The sequence below is a fragment of the Streptomyces sp. SAS_272 genome (assembly GCF_052543235.1).
The window spans coordinates 17,528-34,463 of sequence record NZ_JBMNDR010000027.1 but is presented as its reverse complement, the minus strand read 5'-3'; the positions used below and the strand labels follow the sequence as shown (position 1 = coordinate 34,463).

At 70.0% G+C, this 16,936-nt stretch carries 14 protein-coding genes and 5 pseudogenes; 12 read left to right on the top strand and 7 right to left on the bottom strand.

Annotated features, from left to right (window positions below; genetic code table 11):
• Positions 1-137 precede the first annotated feature (137 nt).
• The 5 genes from ACN6LD_RS17480 to ACN6LD_RS17460 form a co-directional block, all read right to left on the bottom strand.
• Positions 138-716, bottom strand: coding sequence for a GNAT family N-acetyltransferase (locus tag ACN6LD_RS17480; RefSeq protein ID WP_319188837.1), 579 nt, complete (start codon positions 714-716; stop codon positions 138-140).
• 279 nt (positions 717-995) lie between these two features.
• Positions 996-1,313, bottom strand: a complete 318-nt coding sequence (locus tag ACN6LD_RS17475; RefSeq protein WP_319188838.1) for a hypothetical protein — start codon at positions 1,311-1,313, stop codon at positions 996-998.
• Between the two features lie 338 nt (positions 1,314-1,651).
• On the bottom strand, positions 1,652-2,302 hold the full coding sequence (locus tag ACN6LD_RS17470) for a DUF7691 family protein (protein WP_445043644.1): 651 nt from the start codon (positions 2,300-2,302) through the stop codon (positions 1,652-1,654).
• A 1,023-nt stretch (positions 2,303-3,325) separates the two neighbouring features.
• Positions 3,326-4,066 carry a vWA domain-containing protein gene (locus tag ACN6LD_RS17465; protein WP_445043643.1) on the bottom strand — a complete coding sequence of 247 codons (741 nt, stop codon included), beginning with the start codon at positions 4,064-4,066 and terminating at the stop codon, positions 3,326-3,328.
• A gap of 666 nt (positions 4,067-4,732) precedes the next feature.
• Positions 4,733-5,545: a hypothetical protein gene (locus tag ACN6LD_RS17460; RefSeq protein WP_445043642.1), complete on the bottom strand. Its 813-nt coding sequence runs from the start codon at positions 5,543-5,545 to the stop codon at positions 4,733-4,735.
• A gap of 242 nt (positions 5,546-5,787) precedes the next feature.
• Here ACN6LD_RS17460 and ACN6LD_RS17455 point away from each other — a divergent pair, with 242 nt between their 5' ends.
• The 4 genes and pseudogenes from ACN6LD_RS17455 to ACN6LD_RS17440 form a co-directional block, all read left to right on the top strand.
• Complete coding sequence (locus ACN6LD_RS17455; RefSeq protein ID WP_445043641.1) at positions 5,788-7,134, top strand: HEAT repeat domain-containing protein; 1,347 nt, start codon at positions 5,788-5,790, stop codon at positions 7,132-7,134.
• Positions 7,135-7,551: 417 nt separating this feature from the next.
• Positions 7,552-8,157: a TetR/AcrR family transcriptional regulator gene (locus tag ACN6LD_RS17450; protein ID WP_445043640.1), complete on the top strand. Its 606-nt coding sequence runs from the start codon at positions 7,552-7,554 to the stop codon at positions 8,155-8,157.
• Between the two features lie 954 nt (positions 8,158-9,111).
• A complete protein-coding gene (locus ACN6LD_RS17445) occupies positions 9,112-9,900 on the top strand; it encodes an alpha/beta fold hydrolase (RefSeq protein ID WP_445043639.1) in 789 nt (262 codons plus the stop codon).
• Positions 9,899-10,048 (top strand): annotated as a pseudogene (locus ACN6LD_RS17440) (IS701 family transposase); the annotation flags it as partial. The gene ACN6LD_RS17445 and the pseudogene ACN6LD_RS17440, both read left to right, overlap by 2 nt.
• A 639-nt stretch (positions 10,049-10,687) precedes the next feature.
• Here ACN6LD_RS17440 and ACN6LD_RS17435 read toward each other — a convergent pair.
• The gene (locus ACN6LD_RS17435) at positions 10,688-11,203 is read right to left on the bottom strand and encodes a hypothetical protein (protein ID WP_445043638.1); all 516 of its coding nucleotides are present in this window, start codon (positions 11,201-11,203) and stop codon (positions 10,688-10,690) included.
• Between the two features lie 412 nt (positions 11,204-11,615).
• Between ACN6LD_RS17435 and ACN6LD_RS17430 the strand changes: the two are divergent.
• From ACN6LD_RS17430 to ACN6LD_RS17400, 7 genes and pseudogenes are all read left to right on the top strand, one after another.
• Positions 11,616-11,875: pseudogene (locus tag ACN6LD_RS17430) on the top strand (response regulator transcription factor); the annotation flags it as partial.
• Positions 11,876-11,990: 115 nt separating this feature from the next.
• Positions 11,991-12,407 (top strand): annotated as a pseudogene (locus tag ACN6LD_RS17425) (MFS transporter); the annotation flags it as partial.
• Positions 12,407-12,520: pseudogene (locus ACN6LD_RS17420) on the top strand (AMP-binding enzyme); the annotation flags it as partial. The pseudogenes ACN6LD_RS17425 and ACN6LD_RS17420, both read left to right, overlap by 1 nt.
• A gap of 44 nt (positions 12,521-12,564) precedes the next feature.
• Complete coding sequence (locus tag ACN6LD_RS17415) at positions 12,565-13,068, top strand: MBL fold metallo-hydrolase (protein ID WP_319198397.1); 504 nt, start codon at positions 12,565-12,567, stop codon at positions 13,066-13,068.
• Positions 13,069-13,236: 168 nt separating this feature from the next.
• Entirely contained in the window at positions 13,237-13,815 is a 579-nt protein-coding gene (locus ACN6LD_RS17410) for a TetR/AcrR family transcriptional regulator (protein WP_319193510.1), read from the top strand.
• A gap of 40 nt (positions 13,816-13,855) precedes the next feature.
• Positions 13,856-14,071, top strand: a pseudogene (locus tag ACN6LD_RS17405) (alkene reductase); the annotation flags it as partial.
• A gap of 353 nt (positions 14,072-14,424) precedes the next feature.
• On the top strand, positions 14,425-14,997 hold the full coding sequence (locus ACN6LD_RS17400) for a TetR/AcrR family transcriptional regulator (RefSeq protein ID WP_319193508.1): 573 nt from the start codon (positions 14,425-14,427) through the stop codon (positions 14,995-14,997).
• A gap of 252 nt (positions 14,998-15,249) precedes the next feature.
• Here the strand turns inward: ACN6LD_RS17400 and ACN6LD_RS17395 are convergent, their stop codons facing one another.
• Positions 15,250-16,119, bottom strand: a complete 870-nt coding sequence (locus tag ACN6LD_RS17395) for an alpha/beta fold hydrolase (protein ID WP_319193506.1) — start codon at positions 16,117-16,119, stop codon at positions 15,250-15,252.
• 625 nt (positions 16,120-16,744) lie between these two features.
• Between ACN6LD_RS17395 and ACN6LD_RS17390 the strand changes: the two genes are divergently transcribed.
• Positions 16,745-16,936 (top strand): TetR family transcriptional regulator (locus tag ACN6LD_RS17390; protein ID WP_445043637.1); only part of this gene is annotated, 192 nt, incomplete at its 3' end.

Genomic DNA, 16,936 nt, shown 5'->3' with positions numbered 1-16,936 from the left:
TCATGGAGCCGGTGGCGACAGATGCAGCCGTCGGCGTCGCGTTGGGCGCTCACACAGTCGCGCGCCTCAGGTGTTTGATCACTGGCGGGAGGGGGCTGTTCCGACCGTGCACCACTCTCCGTCTTCGGCGTCGTTGCTCAGCCGTTGCTCAACCGCTGCGTCGCCCGATGTCCGCTCGGATCGCTGACGCCTCCTGGCCAGGTCAGGTCCTTGCGCATCAAGGTGCACATGGTTTCGTACCGCTTGGCCGCGCCGTCTTCGGTCTCCACGTCCCAGGAGTCCAGCGCACGGCCGTAGGGCCGGTAGCCCAATCGCTCGTAGAGGGATCGCGCTCTGGGGTTGCTCTCCTCCACGCCCAGTTCGGCCACCGCCAGACCACGGGCTGTGATCCGCGCCTCTGCGGAGCTGATCAGCAGGGTGCCGATGCCGCACGACTGAAGCGCCGGATGGACTCCGAGCTGCCAGAGCGTGCCGGCCCCACTCCTGAGCGCGTAGTCGACGCCGCCGATCGCCACCGGCACGTCTGCGGGCCCGCAGACGGCCAGGTAGTCGACCTCGCCGCGCTCGGCCCGGCGCAACTGCTCGGCGACCTGCCTCACGTGCATGGCGGAGCCCGACCAGTCGCACGAGGGCAGGTCTTCGTGGGTGAGATCGCGCACGGACAGAGAGATCCTGATGTCGGTCAGTGTGACCACCTCCGGCGTGAGAGACTCCACGACATCCCGGACAGACGCAACATCATTTGGGCAGCTTCCGACCGGAGTGGGACGGCTACCGTCCTGCACCGTCCGTCCGCCTCACCTCCAGCAACAGGCACTGCCCGCGCGGCGTGATGACCGAGTCGTTGGTCGTGGCCGCCCGCCTCGACCCCTGCAAGACCGCCTCAAGGGACGCCCCGCCTCAGCGGCCGTCGACCGCGAAGACGGGAGCGGGCCGCGGCACTGTACTGCGCCCCCGGTGACGAGGCGGCCGGCCCGGGCAGGGCGAAGCCGCCATCAGCAGTGGCCGACCGACGTCTGGTTCGAGACCTGGGTGGCGATCATGTACCCCTGCCCGTACCCCGTGCCGACCTTGAACCAGCGGTTGGTGCCGTTCCACCACTGAGCGTCGGTCCAGCAGATCATGGTCACCGGGGTGTTGCGGGGCATCTCGAAGTAGAACCCGCCCGTGCTGGGCGAGTTCGACAGACTGCACGTCGAGCTGTTGCAGTACGACGGCCCGAAGGCCGCGGCCGTGGTCGCCCCCACGAAGAGCGTCCCCACGGCAGCGCCCAGGGCCGCGGCCACCACCCCTGTCGTGCGCTTCCAACTCATGCCTCATCCCCCAGCCGTTCGCTCACCGAGTGCGACGCAGCGCAACGTACCGCCTGCACGCGCCGGGCCTGGAGGCCTCAACCGGACAAACGCCCGGCCGGCCGTCTCCCGGTCCGACATCCCGGAGCAAGGGGGGCGCAGGCCGATCGCCCCGCCGGGTCAAGAACACCTCGCCCCCTGCGGATCTCCGAGGCCGGCCGTCTTCTGCCGGCCCAGCTCAACGACGGGCACCCGATCCCCAGCCTTGCTCGATGGCCAGGACAGGGGTCAGTGCCCCCGCCCCCCGCCCCCCGCCGAGCGCGGCGCGAAACGGCGCAGACCGTTGCTCAGGCAGTCGATCAGGTGAGCTTGAAGAAGAGGGTGTCCTGGGAGTACCAGCCGATGTTCTTCGTGGCGTACTCCCACTCCTTGTGCTCGGTCTCGAGCTTTTCGATCAGCTCCTGCACGTCGTACTGGAAGTCGGCAGGCATCCGGTCCACGACCGCGCGGTAGGCCTCGGCGGCGGGCTTGGCCCTGGCGAGCGGCAGATGGCCGATGGCGGGATAGCCGTCGATCGAGTACGGGATGAACGGGAAGCCGTCAGGCAGCCCGTCGTAGAGATATCCGTGGGGCAGCAGGTCGGCGGGTACGCCCAGGCGTCGCATCTCGTCGTCGACCAGGCCGAAGAACGTCGAGGGCTTCGAATAGGTGCCCAGGTGCATCGGATCAGACGCGTTGTGGTCGATGATCAGCTGCACAGCGCAGTGGTAGGCGTTGCCCGCACACTGCGCATCCGAGTCGGCGCGCCCAGCGATGAGGTGATCGAGTGCCACGGGGACGGACAGGCCCCAGTCGACGTCCTGACGGTCAAGGTCGTCCTGGGCAGCCCGCGCAGCCCGGCGCATCGACTCGAGGCGGCGCAGCTGATCTGCGCTCAGATTGCCGTCGCTGCCCAGAAAGGCCAGGACATCCGCCTTGTCGGCGGTGGAGTACGCGATGTTGTGACTCATGATCACCATCGTGCCAAACGCCACTGACACCCGCCGAGGGTCGCCCTGACGCTCTCAGGTGAGCTGCGCGGACCTGCGAGCGTGACCCGCGATGCCCTGCACGACGTCCTGCCCGACGTCCTGCCCGGGCGACGGCCGTCCGGTGTGGAATTGCCGGCCGGCTCCGCCGCAGGGCGGCGCGGGCAGGGATCCGCGCGCGAGAGCGGACGGGATCCGGCGTGCGGCGAAACGGCGGAGAGGCGGAGCGTGCGGGATACCCGGCAGCCAGTGGACTGCGGCCCGTGCCCAGCGGCCAGGTGGGACGGCGCGGGCACAGCCGGGCCCCGTTCACCTGGCGGAGGTGCTACCCCCTGATCGCCTTCGGCCGGCTGCCGGCTGCCGGCTGCCGGCTGCCGGCTGCTGGCTGCTGGCGACCGCCGTGATCGTGGGTGTCACCCGCGTCGTCACAGCCGAGATCGACGTCAACATTCGCGCCGTAGCGCGCTACACCGCAGCGCCCCGCCCCCGTGACTGATTCCCGACGATCCCTGTCAACCAGTGAGCCGTCAGCTGCGGTGCATGGAGTCGTCGATCGCTGCAGTCCGCGAGCAGGACGAAGCGCCCCGCTTCCTCGCTTGGCCGGGTGACTTCGACCTGGACCGAGGCGATCACGTCGAGACGGTCCACCTCGCCTCCCGGGGTCGCGCTCGAGGGATTCGCCGGCGGCGGAGCCGGGGGCACGTACTTCTTCTGCGGTGAAGGCGGCGAGGAGCGTCCGATCCTCTATGCCGACTCCGAAGGGGGTGCGGCCCTGGTCGCATCGGGCTGCCCGAGCTCCTGCGGCTGCTCCCGGTCGCCCCGTGGCGGCGCGACTGCCGAGCGTTCACGAACGAGGAGAGTCGCGATCTCGCGACCGAGTACTTGCTGGACATGCCGGACCTCTTGCCCCGAAAGGACCGTGCTGCGGCAGCTCTTGGCCTCGAGATTCCGGAACAGGCAGACGTTCTGGCCCGCTTGCGGGGCAGCCATTCACGGCTCACGGGTTCACTGCAGGACCTGAGCGGCGCGAGCCGCCGAGAGCCAGTCGGGGAACTCTTGCAGAAGCCGGTCGTAGAGGAGGTCGTCGCGTACGGTGCGCGGATCACGGCCGGCGTGGAAGAAGCCTGCGTTGTCGACGACTCGGTGTGCCGGGACGGCCAGGGTGTCCAGGCGGCGGAGAAAGGCGAACTCGTTGTCATCAGGGTCGCCGAACCCGACGAACTGCCAGAACAGCGGCAGGCGAGCAGCCTTGCACAGGTACCGTTCGGCCGCGAACTTGCTGGTGGGGCCGCCGTCCGTCTGGAATATCACCAGCGCCGGGTCGTCACTGCCGGAAGCCAGGTAGTGGTCGATGACGCCGTCCATGGCCCAGTGGTAGTTCGTCCGCCCCATGCGACCGAGGTTCTCGTGCAGCTTGTTGATACGGCCACGATGGCCTCCGAGTGTGAGGTCGGTGGATCCGTCGACGTCGGTGGAGAAGAACACCACCGGCACGATGCCGTCGTCATCGAGGTGAGCGGACAAGGAGAGGACCTGCTCACCAAGATGTTGCATGGTGCCGTCCTTATAGTAGGGCCGCATCGAACCCGAGCGGTCAAGCACGAGATACACCGCAGCACGTACTCCCTCAAGACCGTGCGCACGCACGCTGGACCCGGCCGCCTTGTAGAGGCTCACCAAGTCCGGGGCCTGCGCCTGCATCTTGGACAGACTGATCGCCGGGGCCTCGCTGTGAACCCTGTCCATGGTCGCCCCTCCAGTTTCGCGGGGCACCCGCTCCTCGGTCGCCCGCCGTCGGCTCTGCGCTGCGTTGCATCCGCGTCTTGTGGAGATGATCCCAGTCCATGACCCCACGGAGGGGCTGATGCGCCGACTGCCCCTGCACCACCTGGCATGACCGGTGTCGGGGCATGGCGCGAGCGGCAGATGCCGCATCCAAGAGCGGCCCGGGCCGAGGTGGCGCGTGGAGCCGTCTCACCGCGGCCGGGTCTCATCGTCGTCGACCACCACTACCCGGATCACGCGCTCCGCCTCATCTTCGATCATGTCGTCCGGCCCTGCCTGCTCGACCCTAAGGCCATGCAGAGCCCCTGCGGCCGGGCGAACGGCAGCTCCGGCCACCCGGCGGGGTGGCGCCCGCCGGGTGGCCGGGCCAGGGCAGCCTGCCGTCGGACACTCCATGATCGGCCAGGTCACCAGCCGAGGGGCACGACCCGTCCCCCGCGCCTCGCGCTGCTCCCGGCCGACGCCGCGTCCCTCGCACGCGAGCGTGGTGAGCCCTCGGCCGGTGCCCCTGCGTGGGCCGGCCGATCGGGGCTGGACGTGGCCTGCGGCCCGGCCGTCATGGCCGGACCTTGACCCCTGCCCACACAGCCGAACCAGTGCAGGTAGCCGTAATCCGGCGGACAGCGCCTAGCCTTCGGCGACGGTCCCGGCGTGCCGCGCCTCGATCGCGCCGATCACCCGCTCGCGGGCCAGCCGCCGGGCCTGCTTGAGTCTCGCGTCCGCCAGCAGCAGGGGCACGTACCAGAACCAGCCCCAGACGCTGTAGGAAACGATCCCGCTCAGCACCAGCGCCTTGTTGGTGGCGAGGACCAGCACGAAGGTGGCGCCGTACGCGGCCGCCCGGTGGCGGACCAAAAACCGGAGCGGCGCCCGCCACGGGCCGGCCAGCAGTTCCAGCGCGGCCGCCACCTCGGCGGCCTGCAGGTCCTCGGGATGCGCGGGCGTCCGGCCTCCCTGTTCCAGCGCTTCGGCGACATCGGCGCTGTGGGACGTCAGAGCCGCCCGCTCCGCCCGCGCGGAGGCCGCCCTCTCCCGGGCGTCCTGCCAGTAGCCCCGCCCGGCCCGGGCGAGCGCGTCCTCCACCAGTGCCGCCTCAGGCGATCCTGCCGGAGCCAGCAGGGCGATCCGCTCCTTCAGCGAGCCTGCCCGAGCGCTGCGCCCCGGGTACGTCCACGCGTCGGCCCGCAGGCACAGTTCGAGGTAGGAGACGAGCAGTCCGAGGTCGTCGGGCCGCTGTGCGAGTCCGGCCCTGTAGGCCTTCTCCGCCTCGGCGTCGTGGTCGTCCTCGTCCTCAGCCGCGTGCGCGAGGCCGAGCCACCGGTAGAGCACCGGATCGGGCCCGAGTTCCTCCAAGCCTGATTCGGCCAGCTTCCGGACCTTCGTGAACGCGCCCACCGCGAAGAGCTCCTCGCAGCGGACGATGTATTCCTCATGTGTCATGCTTCCCGCCCCAGTTGATCAGTGGGGCTACTTTCTGCCACACGAACCCGCTGGTCAAGGCATGTCAGTGGCAGCCCGGGAGCGGGCGGACGTGAGCGGAGCCGCCGTGAGCCGCGCTGCCTGGGCGGTCGCCACGAGACGTACTCGGGCTGCCGACAGCCTGCCCGCGTCGCCCAGTCGTGTGGGATGATCCGACCCATGATCGGAACTCCAGCACGGAAGGGCGACTTCCGCCCCGCACGATGACGTGGCCGGACGAGGCCGTGGCCGACGGCAGCGCCATGACACCCGCCCACCCTTCCCGTATCGCGCTCTTCGAGGCGGTACGCGCCGACCGCTCCGGCCCCGTCGCCACCCGGCTGCTCGGGCTCGCACACGCGGACTCCCCCGTCGTACGCCTAGCGGCGTTGGACCTCCTCCAGAACCTGAGCCACCTACAGCCCTGGCCGGAGGCCGTCGACGCCGCTGTGGCCCGGTTCGGTGACCCCGACGAGGACGTGCGGCGCCGGGCTGCGTGCCTCGTCGGCCACCGCGGGCAGCCCGACCTGGTTCTCGCCTTCCTCGGCGAACTCGATGATCCTGTCGTGCGCACCGTTCTGGCCAGGGCGCTCGGCCCGACCGCCGCCGACCTGACCGGCGACGGCCTCGCGTCGGTCCGCTTCCTCGCCCACCTGGAGACACTGCGGGCCGCGCCACCCGCGCGATGGCGATCCCTGGACGACGCACTCCTCGACGACGCCCGGGAAGCCGCTCACCACCTGGAGGACGTCGGGCACCTCTGGGGAGAGGCCCTGTACGGACTCGGGCGCGAGCACGACACGTACACCCTCGTGGCCCGTCTCCTCGACGACCCCGAAACCCGGGACATCGGCGCCGACTTGGCCCGCGAGGCATGCCACGGCTGGCGGATCGCCCCGGTCAGGCTGCTGCCGCTGCTCGTGCGACACCACCGTGAGGGGATCACCCCCGCTCTCGGTGCGGCCCTCACGACAGCCTCGATCTCCGAGGCGGCGGTGCGGGCACACAGAGCTCTCCTGTCCGAAGCCCCCTGCACGGCGACCACGAGGGCCCGCCGGATCCCGTCCGCCGCAAGGTCGTACGACAGCGCATCCGCCGCCGCACTTCTCGCCGCCAAGCCCGTGGGCGTCACCCGCCTCGCTCACGCCTGTGAGATCTTCGGGGCCCTGCTGGACGCCGGCCCGCTGACCTTCCGACAGGCGGCCCAGCTGTACAACCTGACGTTCCGTCGCCCCTGCCGCTCACAGGCGGAGTGCGCCCCGCTGTGGCTCAGGCACGCCGGTCCCGGCGCACTGTCCCGGCTGCTCGCCCTCATGACACCGCACCTGGCCGACTACGCGGTGGGCGAGTACTACCTGGCGGGTCTCGCGCGGATGGGCGGCCACGCGCGCCCCGCGCTGCCGGCCGTGACGGCCCTGATCGACAGGCGTACCCGCATCCCTGTCAACGACTCCACCCGCGACGCCGAGATGAGGCTGGACGAAAGCCTGCTGGCCGCCGCTCTCAGGGCGCGCCGGGCGATCCTCGCGCACGCCGATCCGTCGCCCCCTGCCCCTCTGCCTCCCCAATAGATCGATCGCGCTCGTCGCGGCTCCGCTGCGGCGGCGAGCAGCCGACGCCCGCAGGACGTGAGGACGTTGCGCGGCGGGGCAGGACGACCGCTGCCTGCTGATCCTGCCCCTCTTCCACGTCAACGGCATCGTGGTCAGCATCCTCACGCCTCTGCTCGCGGGTGCCGGTGTCGTCATCGCAGGCCGCTTCGACGCCCAGACCTTCTCGGCGAGCAGAGTTACGCGGCAGGTCACGCGCCGACACGCAGGCCGACGGCCGAAGCGTTTCGCCGCGACCGCGGGCGCGGCGTCGAGCAGGCAGCGTCACAGCCCCGATCGAGCGGCCCGATGCTCCGAGCTATTGGATTACGTTCACAATATAATGCGTTGAAGCAGTCGGCGGCGGGCGCACAGCCCTCCCGGCAGACAGAGGAGTGCGTGGTGCGATACGGGAACGAACACAAGCAGGCGACCAGGCAGAGGATCATCGAAACGGCCGGCCGCCGCTTCAAGAAGGACGGCATCGAGGGCTCGGGCATCGCGGCACTCATGAAGGATGCCGGGCTGACCAACGGCGCCTTCTACACCCACTTCACGTCCAAGGACGACCTCGTGGCCACCACGGTCGCCGACCAACTGCACGCCCAGAACGCGCACATCGTCGCGCACGCAGTACCCGGCCACGCCGGACTCGAACAGATCGTGCGCTGGTACCTGTCCCCCTGGCACCGCGACAGCCCCGACGACGGCTGCCCCTCCGCCGCCCTGCTCGACGAAATAGGACGTCGCACACACTCGACCAAGCAGGCTTACACCGACGGCGTGCTGGTGGTCGCGGACGGCATCGCCGCCAGGCTGGCGCCGGATGACCCGCTCTCGGCCCGCGCCAAATCACTGAGCGCCTACGCCATGATGGCCGGAACGCTCCAGCTCTCACGGGCCCTGGCCGATCGGCGGCTCGCCGACGAAGTCCTGGAGCAGGGCATCCACAACGCCCTCGCACTGCTGGGCGTCGAGCATGAGCAGACTGGGACGGCACGCTGACCGACGCATACGCGAAAACAGCGCAGCGGCGCGCCGCTCGCCCTCCACACCGCCCCCACTGCACCAACGCCTTCCCCTGGGCTCGACACCCACGCGCGAGGAGGGATCCATTCGACACCGAGAACCTGCACACGGTCACCGGGACGTCCGCGGACACGACCGGACGGGATGCGGCGAAGACACAAGGCCACAACCGCGGCACGGCCGTCGAGGCGTGCGATCCGGTGATCGCGTGACAGCGCGGGCCGCCTCCGCCCACGACCATGCCGCCGGGGTCGACCGGCCACGCCCCTGGACGTTCACCAAGCCCGCGACCGGCTCATCACCACCATCCCGACGCGAAACGGATGGCGACCGGCATCCCCTTGCGGCCCATCGATCAGCCACTTAGAATGATGAGCGTAATTTAAATAGCGGGGAACCTGATGCCCCTCACACCGGCATCCAGGACGCGAGGTGGGGCAGCTCCGAAGAGTTCTGGCACCGAGACGCACGTCGGGCACTGCCCCCCAGCGTGACTGACGCGCGCTCATCGCCCGGCCCGATCCTCTCTTGGGAGCCATACCGAAAAAGGCATCCTCCAGCGCCGGGGAAGCCCGGGACGAGCAGCACCCGCGTCCACTGCCAGAACGACATGCAGAAGACAGCGACGAGGGGCCACGGCAGAGCGCTACGGCGACAAGGCCCGCGTGCGGGCAGGCGAGGCGCCCGGCCGACCGTGGGTGCGGACGAGTGCTGGGCCGGATCCAGTCCCGCGGGCATCAACCCGCTCGACCGCACGATCCGAGACGCCTGAACGAGATGAAGACGGTCCCCCGTCCGCCCCTCCCGTAATGAGAACGCCGAATACCCGCCTACATGAAAGACCTGGACATGAGCGCACCACGCAATTCCCCGCACCCCTCACGACCGTCGCACAAGAACGCGCCGACCCGCTCCGTGTCCGTTGACGGGGTGGACTTCGTGTATCGGCAGCACGGCCCCGAGAACGGCGTGCCGCTGATCCTCCTGATCCACATGACCGGAAACCTGGACAACTGGGATCCGCGCGTCGTCGACGGACTCGCCGCCCGACGCCGGGTGATCACCTTCGGGAACCGCGGGGTGGGCGGGTCGGGCGGCTCCACGCCGGACACGATCGCAGGGATGGCCCACGACGCGGTGCGGTTCATCCGTGCCCTCGGCTTCGACCAGGTCGATCTGTTGGGGCTGTCGATGGGCGGCTTCATCGCGCAGGTCGTCGCCGAAGAAGAACCGCGCCTCGTCCGCAAGGTCATCCTCGCGTGCACGGGCCCCGCCGGCGGCCAGAACATCGACAAGGTTCCCGCTCTCGCCATCCGGGCCACGATCAAGGGCGCCCTGACCCGCCAGGACCCGATACTCTCCATCTTCTTCACCGAAACCGCAGGCGGCCGACGGGCAGGACGCGCCCTCCTGCGGCGACTGGAGGAGCGCACGGACAACCGTGACAAGGACATCTCGCTGTCGTCGGTCCGCGCCCAGTTGAAGGCCGTCAAACGGTGGGGCCGCCAGGCGCCCTCAGACCTGTCGGCCGTGCGCCAGCCCGTCCTCGTGGCAAGCGGCGAGAACGACCGGATGGTGCCCAGCCAGAACGCCATCGACCTGGCCGCGCGTCTGCCCCGGAGCGAGCTTGTCCCCCTCTACCCCGATTCCGGCCACGGGGGGATCTTCCAGTACCACGACGATTTCGTCACAAGGGCGCTTGAATTCCTTGAGTCCTGAGTACCGCGAGCTCAGGCATGGCCTCGGACTGGACCCCTCCGAGGGCCGCACCTGGCGTCGCCGGCCCCACCACGTCGCTCTCGTCACCGCCGCCCAGGCATTCCTCACCCTCAGGCGGCTCGACCGAAGAGTCCGCAAACCGGCCTGACTCTCTACCAGGTTCTCGACGCTGCTACTCCGAGCGGCCGGACCACGAGGTCCGCGAGCACGGCGTCCGGGTCCTCCTCGTCCAGCCCGCACTCACCAGGACGGGTTTCGATGCCAACGCCGCGCGGCCCGACACCCCGCTGTCCCTGTACGCGGAACGGCGGCGCGCCTTCGACGAGGGCATGGTGGCGGCGATGAAGAAGGGCGACGACCCCGCCGTCGTCGCGAAGGTGATCGTCGAGGCAGCCCCACCGACAAGAAGCCGAGCCCTCGCCACACCGCCGGCCCCGTGGCCTCACGCGTCAGCGACGCCCGCTGCCTCGTTCCCGCCCGCGTCTTCGACCAGCAGATCCGCAAACTCAACCAGCTGCCCGGCTGACACCGCCTCCCGCACATCGGCCCGACTGCGCGCGACAAGGGGGTGCAGCACGGCTGACCCGACCCAAGGGATCGTGACGGAGATGTCCCCCGGTAAGGATCCGAGCACCGGCGAGCCACCCGGGCAGCCTCGGGAATAGCGCCATTCACCCCATCAACCGCAGCCCGTCATCGAAGTCGATTGCGTTCGCCGCGGCCGAAACCCACGAGCCTTGCACGATGTCGGGCGCCACGGTCTGGGCCAGCGCCTGGGTCAGGGCGGTCACCTGGTCCGTGTGCCGCAGTGCATCGGTCTCGCGGCGGAGCGCCTCTTGCAGGGCGGACTCGATGCCCCAGGCCACGCCAGCGGTGCCGGCGGCATCAGGAGCCAGGAACTGCCGCTGAGGCGGGTGAGGATCTCAGCGCCGGGGGCCACGACCTGGTCGCCGTTGTCGGAGCCGCCGCCCTGTTCCTCCTTCCGCCATCCGCGCAGCAATGGCAGCAGGTCAGCATTGGGGAAGTTCCCCTGTGGGAGCCGCCGTTCGAGCCGCTCGAGCGCCTCGCGCTGCAGTTCGCCGTGCCCCGCCGCCCGCAGCGCCATGCTGCCGAGCCTGAACGCCTGACCGGGATCGGTCACCCGCTCCATGTCCCGGGTCAGTCGACGGCAGGCGATTTCCAGATCACCGTGCGCGAACTCGATCAGCCCGCGCAACCCCTCGCCGAGCTCCGCGACCGTGGACGCGGACCTGTGACCGATACGGTGACGGATCCGCTGCCATCCCTTTGTCAGTAGCGTCAAAGACGTGAGCAACCGGTCGGCCGACTGTCGATCTGTGAAGTCCTACCAAGGTTCCAAAGCAACGGCAGCAAGGGGAGGTGCGCCGCTCCCGTACACGGCAGCGCGCCGTCGTCATCCCCGCCCTCTACGCCGTGGACGGCCATGGCGGTGGCCCCCAGAGGCCGGTCGGCCTGCGCGAGGGGGCCGCCCGCCGCCAAGGAGAGGTCACTGCGGGCCCCGACTCCAGCGGCGACTGGACGGTTTGTGCCCCTCTCCTCCCCACGACCCCCACCACCGCCCACACGGAGACCCGGCATGACCACCGTTCTCATCGTCGACGACCACGCCCTGCAGCGCTTCGGCTTCCGGATGCTTCTGGAGCAGCACCCCGAACTGACCGTGATGGGTGAGGCCGGCCCAGCGCGAGCACGAATCCCTGACCCGGCACGAGCGCGAGGTACTGACCGCCGTCGCCTCCGGCTGGAGCGACCTCGAGATCGGCGAACGGCTGTCATGGGCCGAATCCACCGTGCAGACCCACGCCAGCCACATCCTCGCCGAGATCGGCGCCCGCGCGTCCAGGCCGTGATCTTCGCCTACGACACCGGACTGGTCAGGCCCGCACGAGCGGCGTCGCCGCGCACAGTCGGCGCCGGCCGCAGAGGTCCTGACGCTCTGCCCGCAGCCGGCTGAGGTCCCGTCACGCGGGAATCCGACTCGGCCTGCCGCTGACGGGGCTCGGCTTCACGCCGGCGCCGACAGCGCCATCCCAATGACCAATTACCAACCCAGTCCGTCAAGGGAAGTCATGGAGCAGCGAAGCCAGCAACCGGCCCGGGGCGGCAGCGCCTTCTGGGCCGTACTCATCACCAGTGCGGCCGGATTCATCACCGCGCTCGACAACCTGATCGTCACCACCGCCCTCCCCTCGATCCGCGAGGACCTCGGCGGCGGTCTGGAAGACCTCGAGTGGACGGTGAGCGCCTACACCCTCGCCTTCGCCGTCCTGCTCATGTTCGGCGCCTCCCTCGGCGACCGCTTCGGCCGCCGAAGACTGTTCGCCGTCGGGCTCGCGATCTTCACCGCGGCCTCGGCGGCCGCCGCACTCGCACCGGGGATGAGCGAACTGATCGCCGCGCGCGCGGCGCAGGGCGTCGGGTCCGCGATCGTGACGCCGCTGACGCTCACCCTGCTGTCGGCCGCCGTCCCGGCCGAACGGCGCGGCTGGCCGCCCATCCCGACGTCGCCGAATGCGCCGTCATCGGCGTGGCCGACGCGCTGAAGGGGCAGGTGCCGCGCGGTCTCGTCGTCCTGAAGTCCGGCACCAGGGCGCGGCCCGCTTCGGCGTACCCATTCACGCTCTGCCCGTCACGCGTGATCAGATGGCGGCGAGGGGCGACCTCAGGGACCCGACCGGCATCCCGGTCCCCGCGGCGGAGGTGGCCCCCACCGTCCTGATCACTCCGGGTACCGAGGTCATCGACGGCGTTCCCTTCGTCTTCGAAGCCCTCTTCGGCGGTGAGACCTCCGACCAGTTGCTGATCCGGCTGCCCGAGCACGGGGTGCTGGTGGCGCAGGACGTCGTCTACCACAGGACGCATGTGTTCGTCGGAAACCACGACATCGACCGCTGGCAGGACATCCTCCAGGAGCTCGCCGACCCGGCCTACGACACGATCCTGCCCGGACACGGACTGCCCGCGGGACAGGCCGTTCTCACGGAGATGGCCGAGTACCTGAAGGTCGCGCGCGAGCTCCTCGGCGACGACGGCGCGGCCTACAAGCAGGCCATCATCGAACGCTTCCCCACCTATGGCGCCCCCTTCGTGATCGACATCAGCAACTTCTACCTGTTCGGCACCCCGATCGTCATTCCGTCCTCCTGACCTCCCCGCCTCCCCGCCTCCCGCCAGGGGTCCGCCACCCCGCCAGGGGTTCGCCTCCCCCGCGAACGACCCGCCCCCACGGCGGCTCCCCTTCCGGCCCTGTCCACGTTCCCTCGGGGCAAAGACTCCTCCGCCTCGCAGCACCCTGACCGAAGGCCCCTGCGCATCATGTCGAGCCATGACACACCCAAGCCCCTCCGTGCGGACGCGGCACGCAACCGCACCCGCCTGCTCGACGCCGCGCGCCACGCGTTCACGTCCGGACAAGTGCCGGTGTCCTTGAAGCAGATAGCACGGGACACCGGGGTCGGGATCGGTACGCTCTACCGGCACTTCCCCACCCGGGAAGCGCTGGTCGAAGCTATCTACCGGCACGAACTGGCCCAGCTGTGCGCCGACGCCGAGGCGCTGCTGCGCACCGAGGATCCGGTCCACGCCCTGCGCGGCTGGATGGACCGATTCGCCGACTACGCGATGACACGACGGGAGACAGCACAAGCGCTGCGGGCAGTTCTCACGTCCGAGGCCGAGACCGCCTCGCCGGCACGTGAACAGCTCTCCGCCGCCGTGCACACCATCCTCGCCGCCGGAACAGCCACCGGGACACTGCGCGACGACGTCCACGCGGAGGACGTCGTCCTCACCCTTGTCGGCATGCTGGCCACGACCTCACCGACCGAGGGGCGCGACCAACTGGGCCGCATGTTCGACCTGCTCATGGACGCCGTCCGAAGCCGGCAGCCATGAGGGCTCCGGCGCGCCGTCGCGACCGGCACGGCCCTGCAACACGCTGCTCCTCAACCGCGCCGGCGACATCGCCACCCGCGCCAAGGACATCGAGAACGGCCTCGCCGACGTCATCACGGTGGGCTCGATGGCACTCGCCAACCCCGACCTGTTCGAGCGCATACGCGTCGGCGCTCCGCTGAACGCCCCGGACCCCGCCACCTTGTACGGCGGCGGCGCGGCCGGATACACCGACTACCCCACCCTCGCCGCCTGACGAAGGGGCCGCGGCATTCGGGGTCTTGGGCCCCCGGGGCCATGGACAGACGACGGCGCACGAAGGCCGGGCAGCCAGAAGTCTCGGGCTGCCCGGTCTTCGTGCGCCGCGGACACCGGCGACCGGTCGCCGAGGACACGCTGGATGGGCGACGCCGGTCCCCCGCGCTCCCGCCCCCGTGAAACCCACAGCGAGCGCCGCCACCGATCAGGAGGGCACACGAGCGCCGTCGGCCCCCGCATCACGGGCCGCCTCCGCCGGACAAGCCCACCGAACGTAATATTACGTACGGCAGGGCATGGATTAAGCTGGGGCGCGACGCAGTGTTTTTACGGAGCGAGTGGAGAACGCCAGTGGTGCGCTACGCCAAGGAACACAAACAGGTCACGCGGCAGCGGATCATCGACAAGGCGGGCCAGCGGTTCAAGCAGGACGGCATAGACGGTTCCGGCGTCTCCACCCTGATGGCGGACGCCGGGCTCACCAATGGAGCCTTCTACGCGCACTTCGCGTCCAAGGACGACCTCGTCGCCAACGTCGTCGCCGCGGAACTGCGCGCGCAGACGGAGGCGTACGACACCCTGCGGCCGGGACGCCAGGGGCTCGAAGACCTCATCCGCCAGTACCTCTCGCCCCAGCACCGGGACCACCCCGGCATGGGCTGCCCCTCCGCCGCCCTGCTCGACGAGATCGGCCGCTGCGGGAACGCGACCAAACAGGCGTACACCGACGGCGCGAAGGCCATCGTCGAGGAGATCGCCGCCCGCCTGACGCCAGAGGATCCGCAGTCAGCCCGCGGCAAGGCGGTGGGGCTCTACACCATGATGGTCGGCACGCTGCAGCTGTCCCGTGCGCTCTCCGACCAGACGCTCGCCGACGAGATCCTCGAGCAGGGCGTCGAGAACGGCCTCGCCTTCATGAGCTGAGCGTTCGCGCGCCCCGCGATCGGGACGACCCGCCCGCGGCCGCGTGGGGGAGCGCAGGAGATGGCCACCTGGCTCCGCCGCGCCACGCCCCCTGGACGTCGACCCCGTCCGCGCCGTGGCCGGCGCCGTCACGGGGCGTCCCGAGCAGCGAACGGGCCGAACGGGCCGAACGGCCCCTCGAGCCGCTCGCCCCGGCGGGCGTCGCGGCTCTGAGGCAGTTTCTCAGGCTTGACTGACGCCCGTGTCCGGCGTCTACGGCCGTGCGAGGAACTCGAGAGCGGTCCGGACGAATTCCTGGTGGAACTGGAAGATGCCGCCGTGACCGGCGTCGGGGTAGATCACCAGCTCGGCGTTCGGCAGCCGGTGAGCCATGTCGGTCGAGTTCGGGGTCGGCACCATCCTGTCGTTGTCGCCGTTGGCGACGAGCACGGGCTGCCGAATGACGGACAGATCGTGCGGCCGCTCGAGCCCCCAGCGGTGAATGGCCTTGAGCTGGGTGAGGTACGCCGTCGGGGAGATCGCCTTGTCCCGGTCCTGTGTGCGCTCCTTCAGCCGGGCCAGGAACTCCTTGCCGGCCCGGCGCCCGTTGGCCGTGCGGGTGAAGAAGAGGAACTGCTTGGGATCCTGAAGGGTGAACAGCGCCCGGACGGTGTCGAGGTGGGACAGCCGCGTCACGTTCTTGATGCCCTCGCCGCCGGCAGGGCCGGTGCCCGTGAGGATCAGCTTGCGGACGAGCTGCGGCTCCTCCTGCACGATCACCTGGGCGATCATGCCGCCCAGCGAGAAGCCGTGGATGTCCACCTGCTCGAGCCCGAGCGCCCGGATGAAGGTGACCGCGTCCTTCGCCATCGCCTGAATGGTGTCCGGCGTCGAACCGCTCGACGCGCCGATCCCCCTGTTGTCGAACGTGATGACCCGGTGCTTGGCGGCGATCCCGTCGACGACCCTGGGGTCCCAGTTGTCGAGCACGGCGGCGAGGTGGGTGATGAACACCACCGGGACACCGGTGCGCGGGCCGAGGTCACGGTAGGCGAAGGTCACTCCCCCGGCGGTGACGGTGCGGGTCGGCGCGTTCTTGTACGACGTCACGACATCGCCCCGGGCTGCTTGTGCGTCATTCATGGTCGTGCCCTTCTTAGGGAGGTTTCTGTCCGCCTGCACCCCTTCACCTTGCGGGAAGAAAGGGCGCAGGGCAGCTGCACACATCTCCGGGCTGCGACTGCAGTCCGGGGTCGCATCGAAGGCTGAGGGAGTCGGACCCTGTGCGGTCCGAGCCTCTCGGCCCCCGTCGACTATTGAAGTATGACCGTAATTCCATCTGGGCGCAAGCCGCGCGCCGGACAGGGCGGCGTCGACACCGGGAGCGGCGCACCGACGCCACCGGCAGCACGGGGAGCCGCCTCGCGGACGCATGCGGCGGCCTCTGCGGCGACTCGCGGACCGCACGCCGGACAGGGTTCGGCGGCACGACGGGAGCGGCCGGGCTACGGGGAAGGGGCCGGGCGACAGGAAGGAGCCGGGCGACGGAACGGCGGGGCAACAGGAGGGGCCGGGCGACGAGAAGGGTCGACCACGCGCTTGATCAAGCGGTCGGCCTCGGGCGCACACCGGGGGCCGCACACCCTCGCCCGCCGCCCTCCCGCAAGGGCGATCGCCGCACGGAGCATTGAATTACGTTCACAATACAATACGGTGGTGGGGCCGATGAAGGGTGAGCGACCCTTCCGGCGACGAAGGAGAGTGCGCGGTGCGATACGGGCAAGAGCACAAGCAGGCGACCAGGCGACGGATCATCGAGACAGCCGGCCGCCGGTTCAAGCGGGACGGGATAGACGGCTCGGGCATCACGGCCCTGATGAAGGACGCGGGCCTGACCAACGGGGCCTTCTACATCCACTTCACCTCCAAGGACGAGCTGGTGGCGACCGCGGTCGCCGAC

What these genes read in the sequence shown, in the direction of transcription:
- ACN6LD_RS17470 (WP_445043644.1), bottom strand. Translation starts at nt 2,302, where the DNA reads ATGAGTCACAACATCGCGTACTCCACCGCCGACAAGGCGGATGTCCTG.
- ACN6LD_RS17395 (WP_319193506.1), bottom strand. Translation starts at nt 16,119, where the DNA reads ATGAATGACGCACAAGCAGCCCGGGGCGATGTCGTGACGTCGTACAAG.
- ACN6LD_RS17410 (WP_319193510.1), top strand. Translation starts at nt 13,237, where the DNA reads ATGTCGAGCCATGACACACCCAAGCCCCTCCGTGCGGACGCGGCACGC.
- ACN6LD_RS17415 (WP_319198397.1), top strand. Translation starts at nt 12,565, where the DNA reads ATGGCGGCGAGGGGCGACCTCAGGGACCCGACCGGCATCCCGGTCCCC.
- ACN6LD_RS17455 (WP_445043641.1), top strand. Translation starts at nt 5,788, where the DNA reads ATGACGTGGCCGGACGAGGCCGTGGCCGACGGCAGCGCCATGACACCC.
- ACN6LD_RS17460 (WP_445043642.1), bottom strand. Translation starts at nt 5,545, where the DNA reads ATGACACATGAGGAATACATCGTCCGCTGCGAGGAGCTCTTCGCGGTG.
- ACN6LD_RS17475 (WP_319188838.1), bottom strand. Translation starts at nt 1,313, where the DNA reads ATGAGTTGGAAGCGCACGACAGGGGTGGTGGCCGCGGCCCTGGGCGCT.
- ACN6LD_RS17465 (WP_445043643.1), bottom strand. Translation starts at nt 4,066, where the DNA reads ATGGACAGGGTTCACAGCGAGGCCCCGGCGATCAGTCTGTCCAAGATG.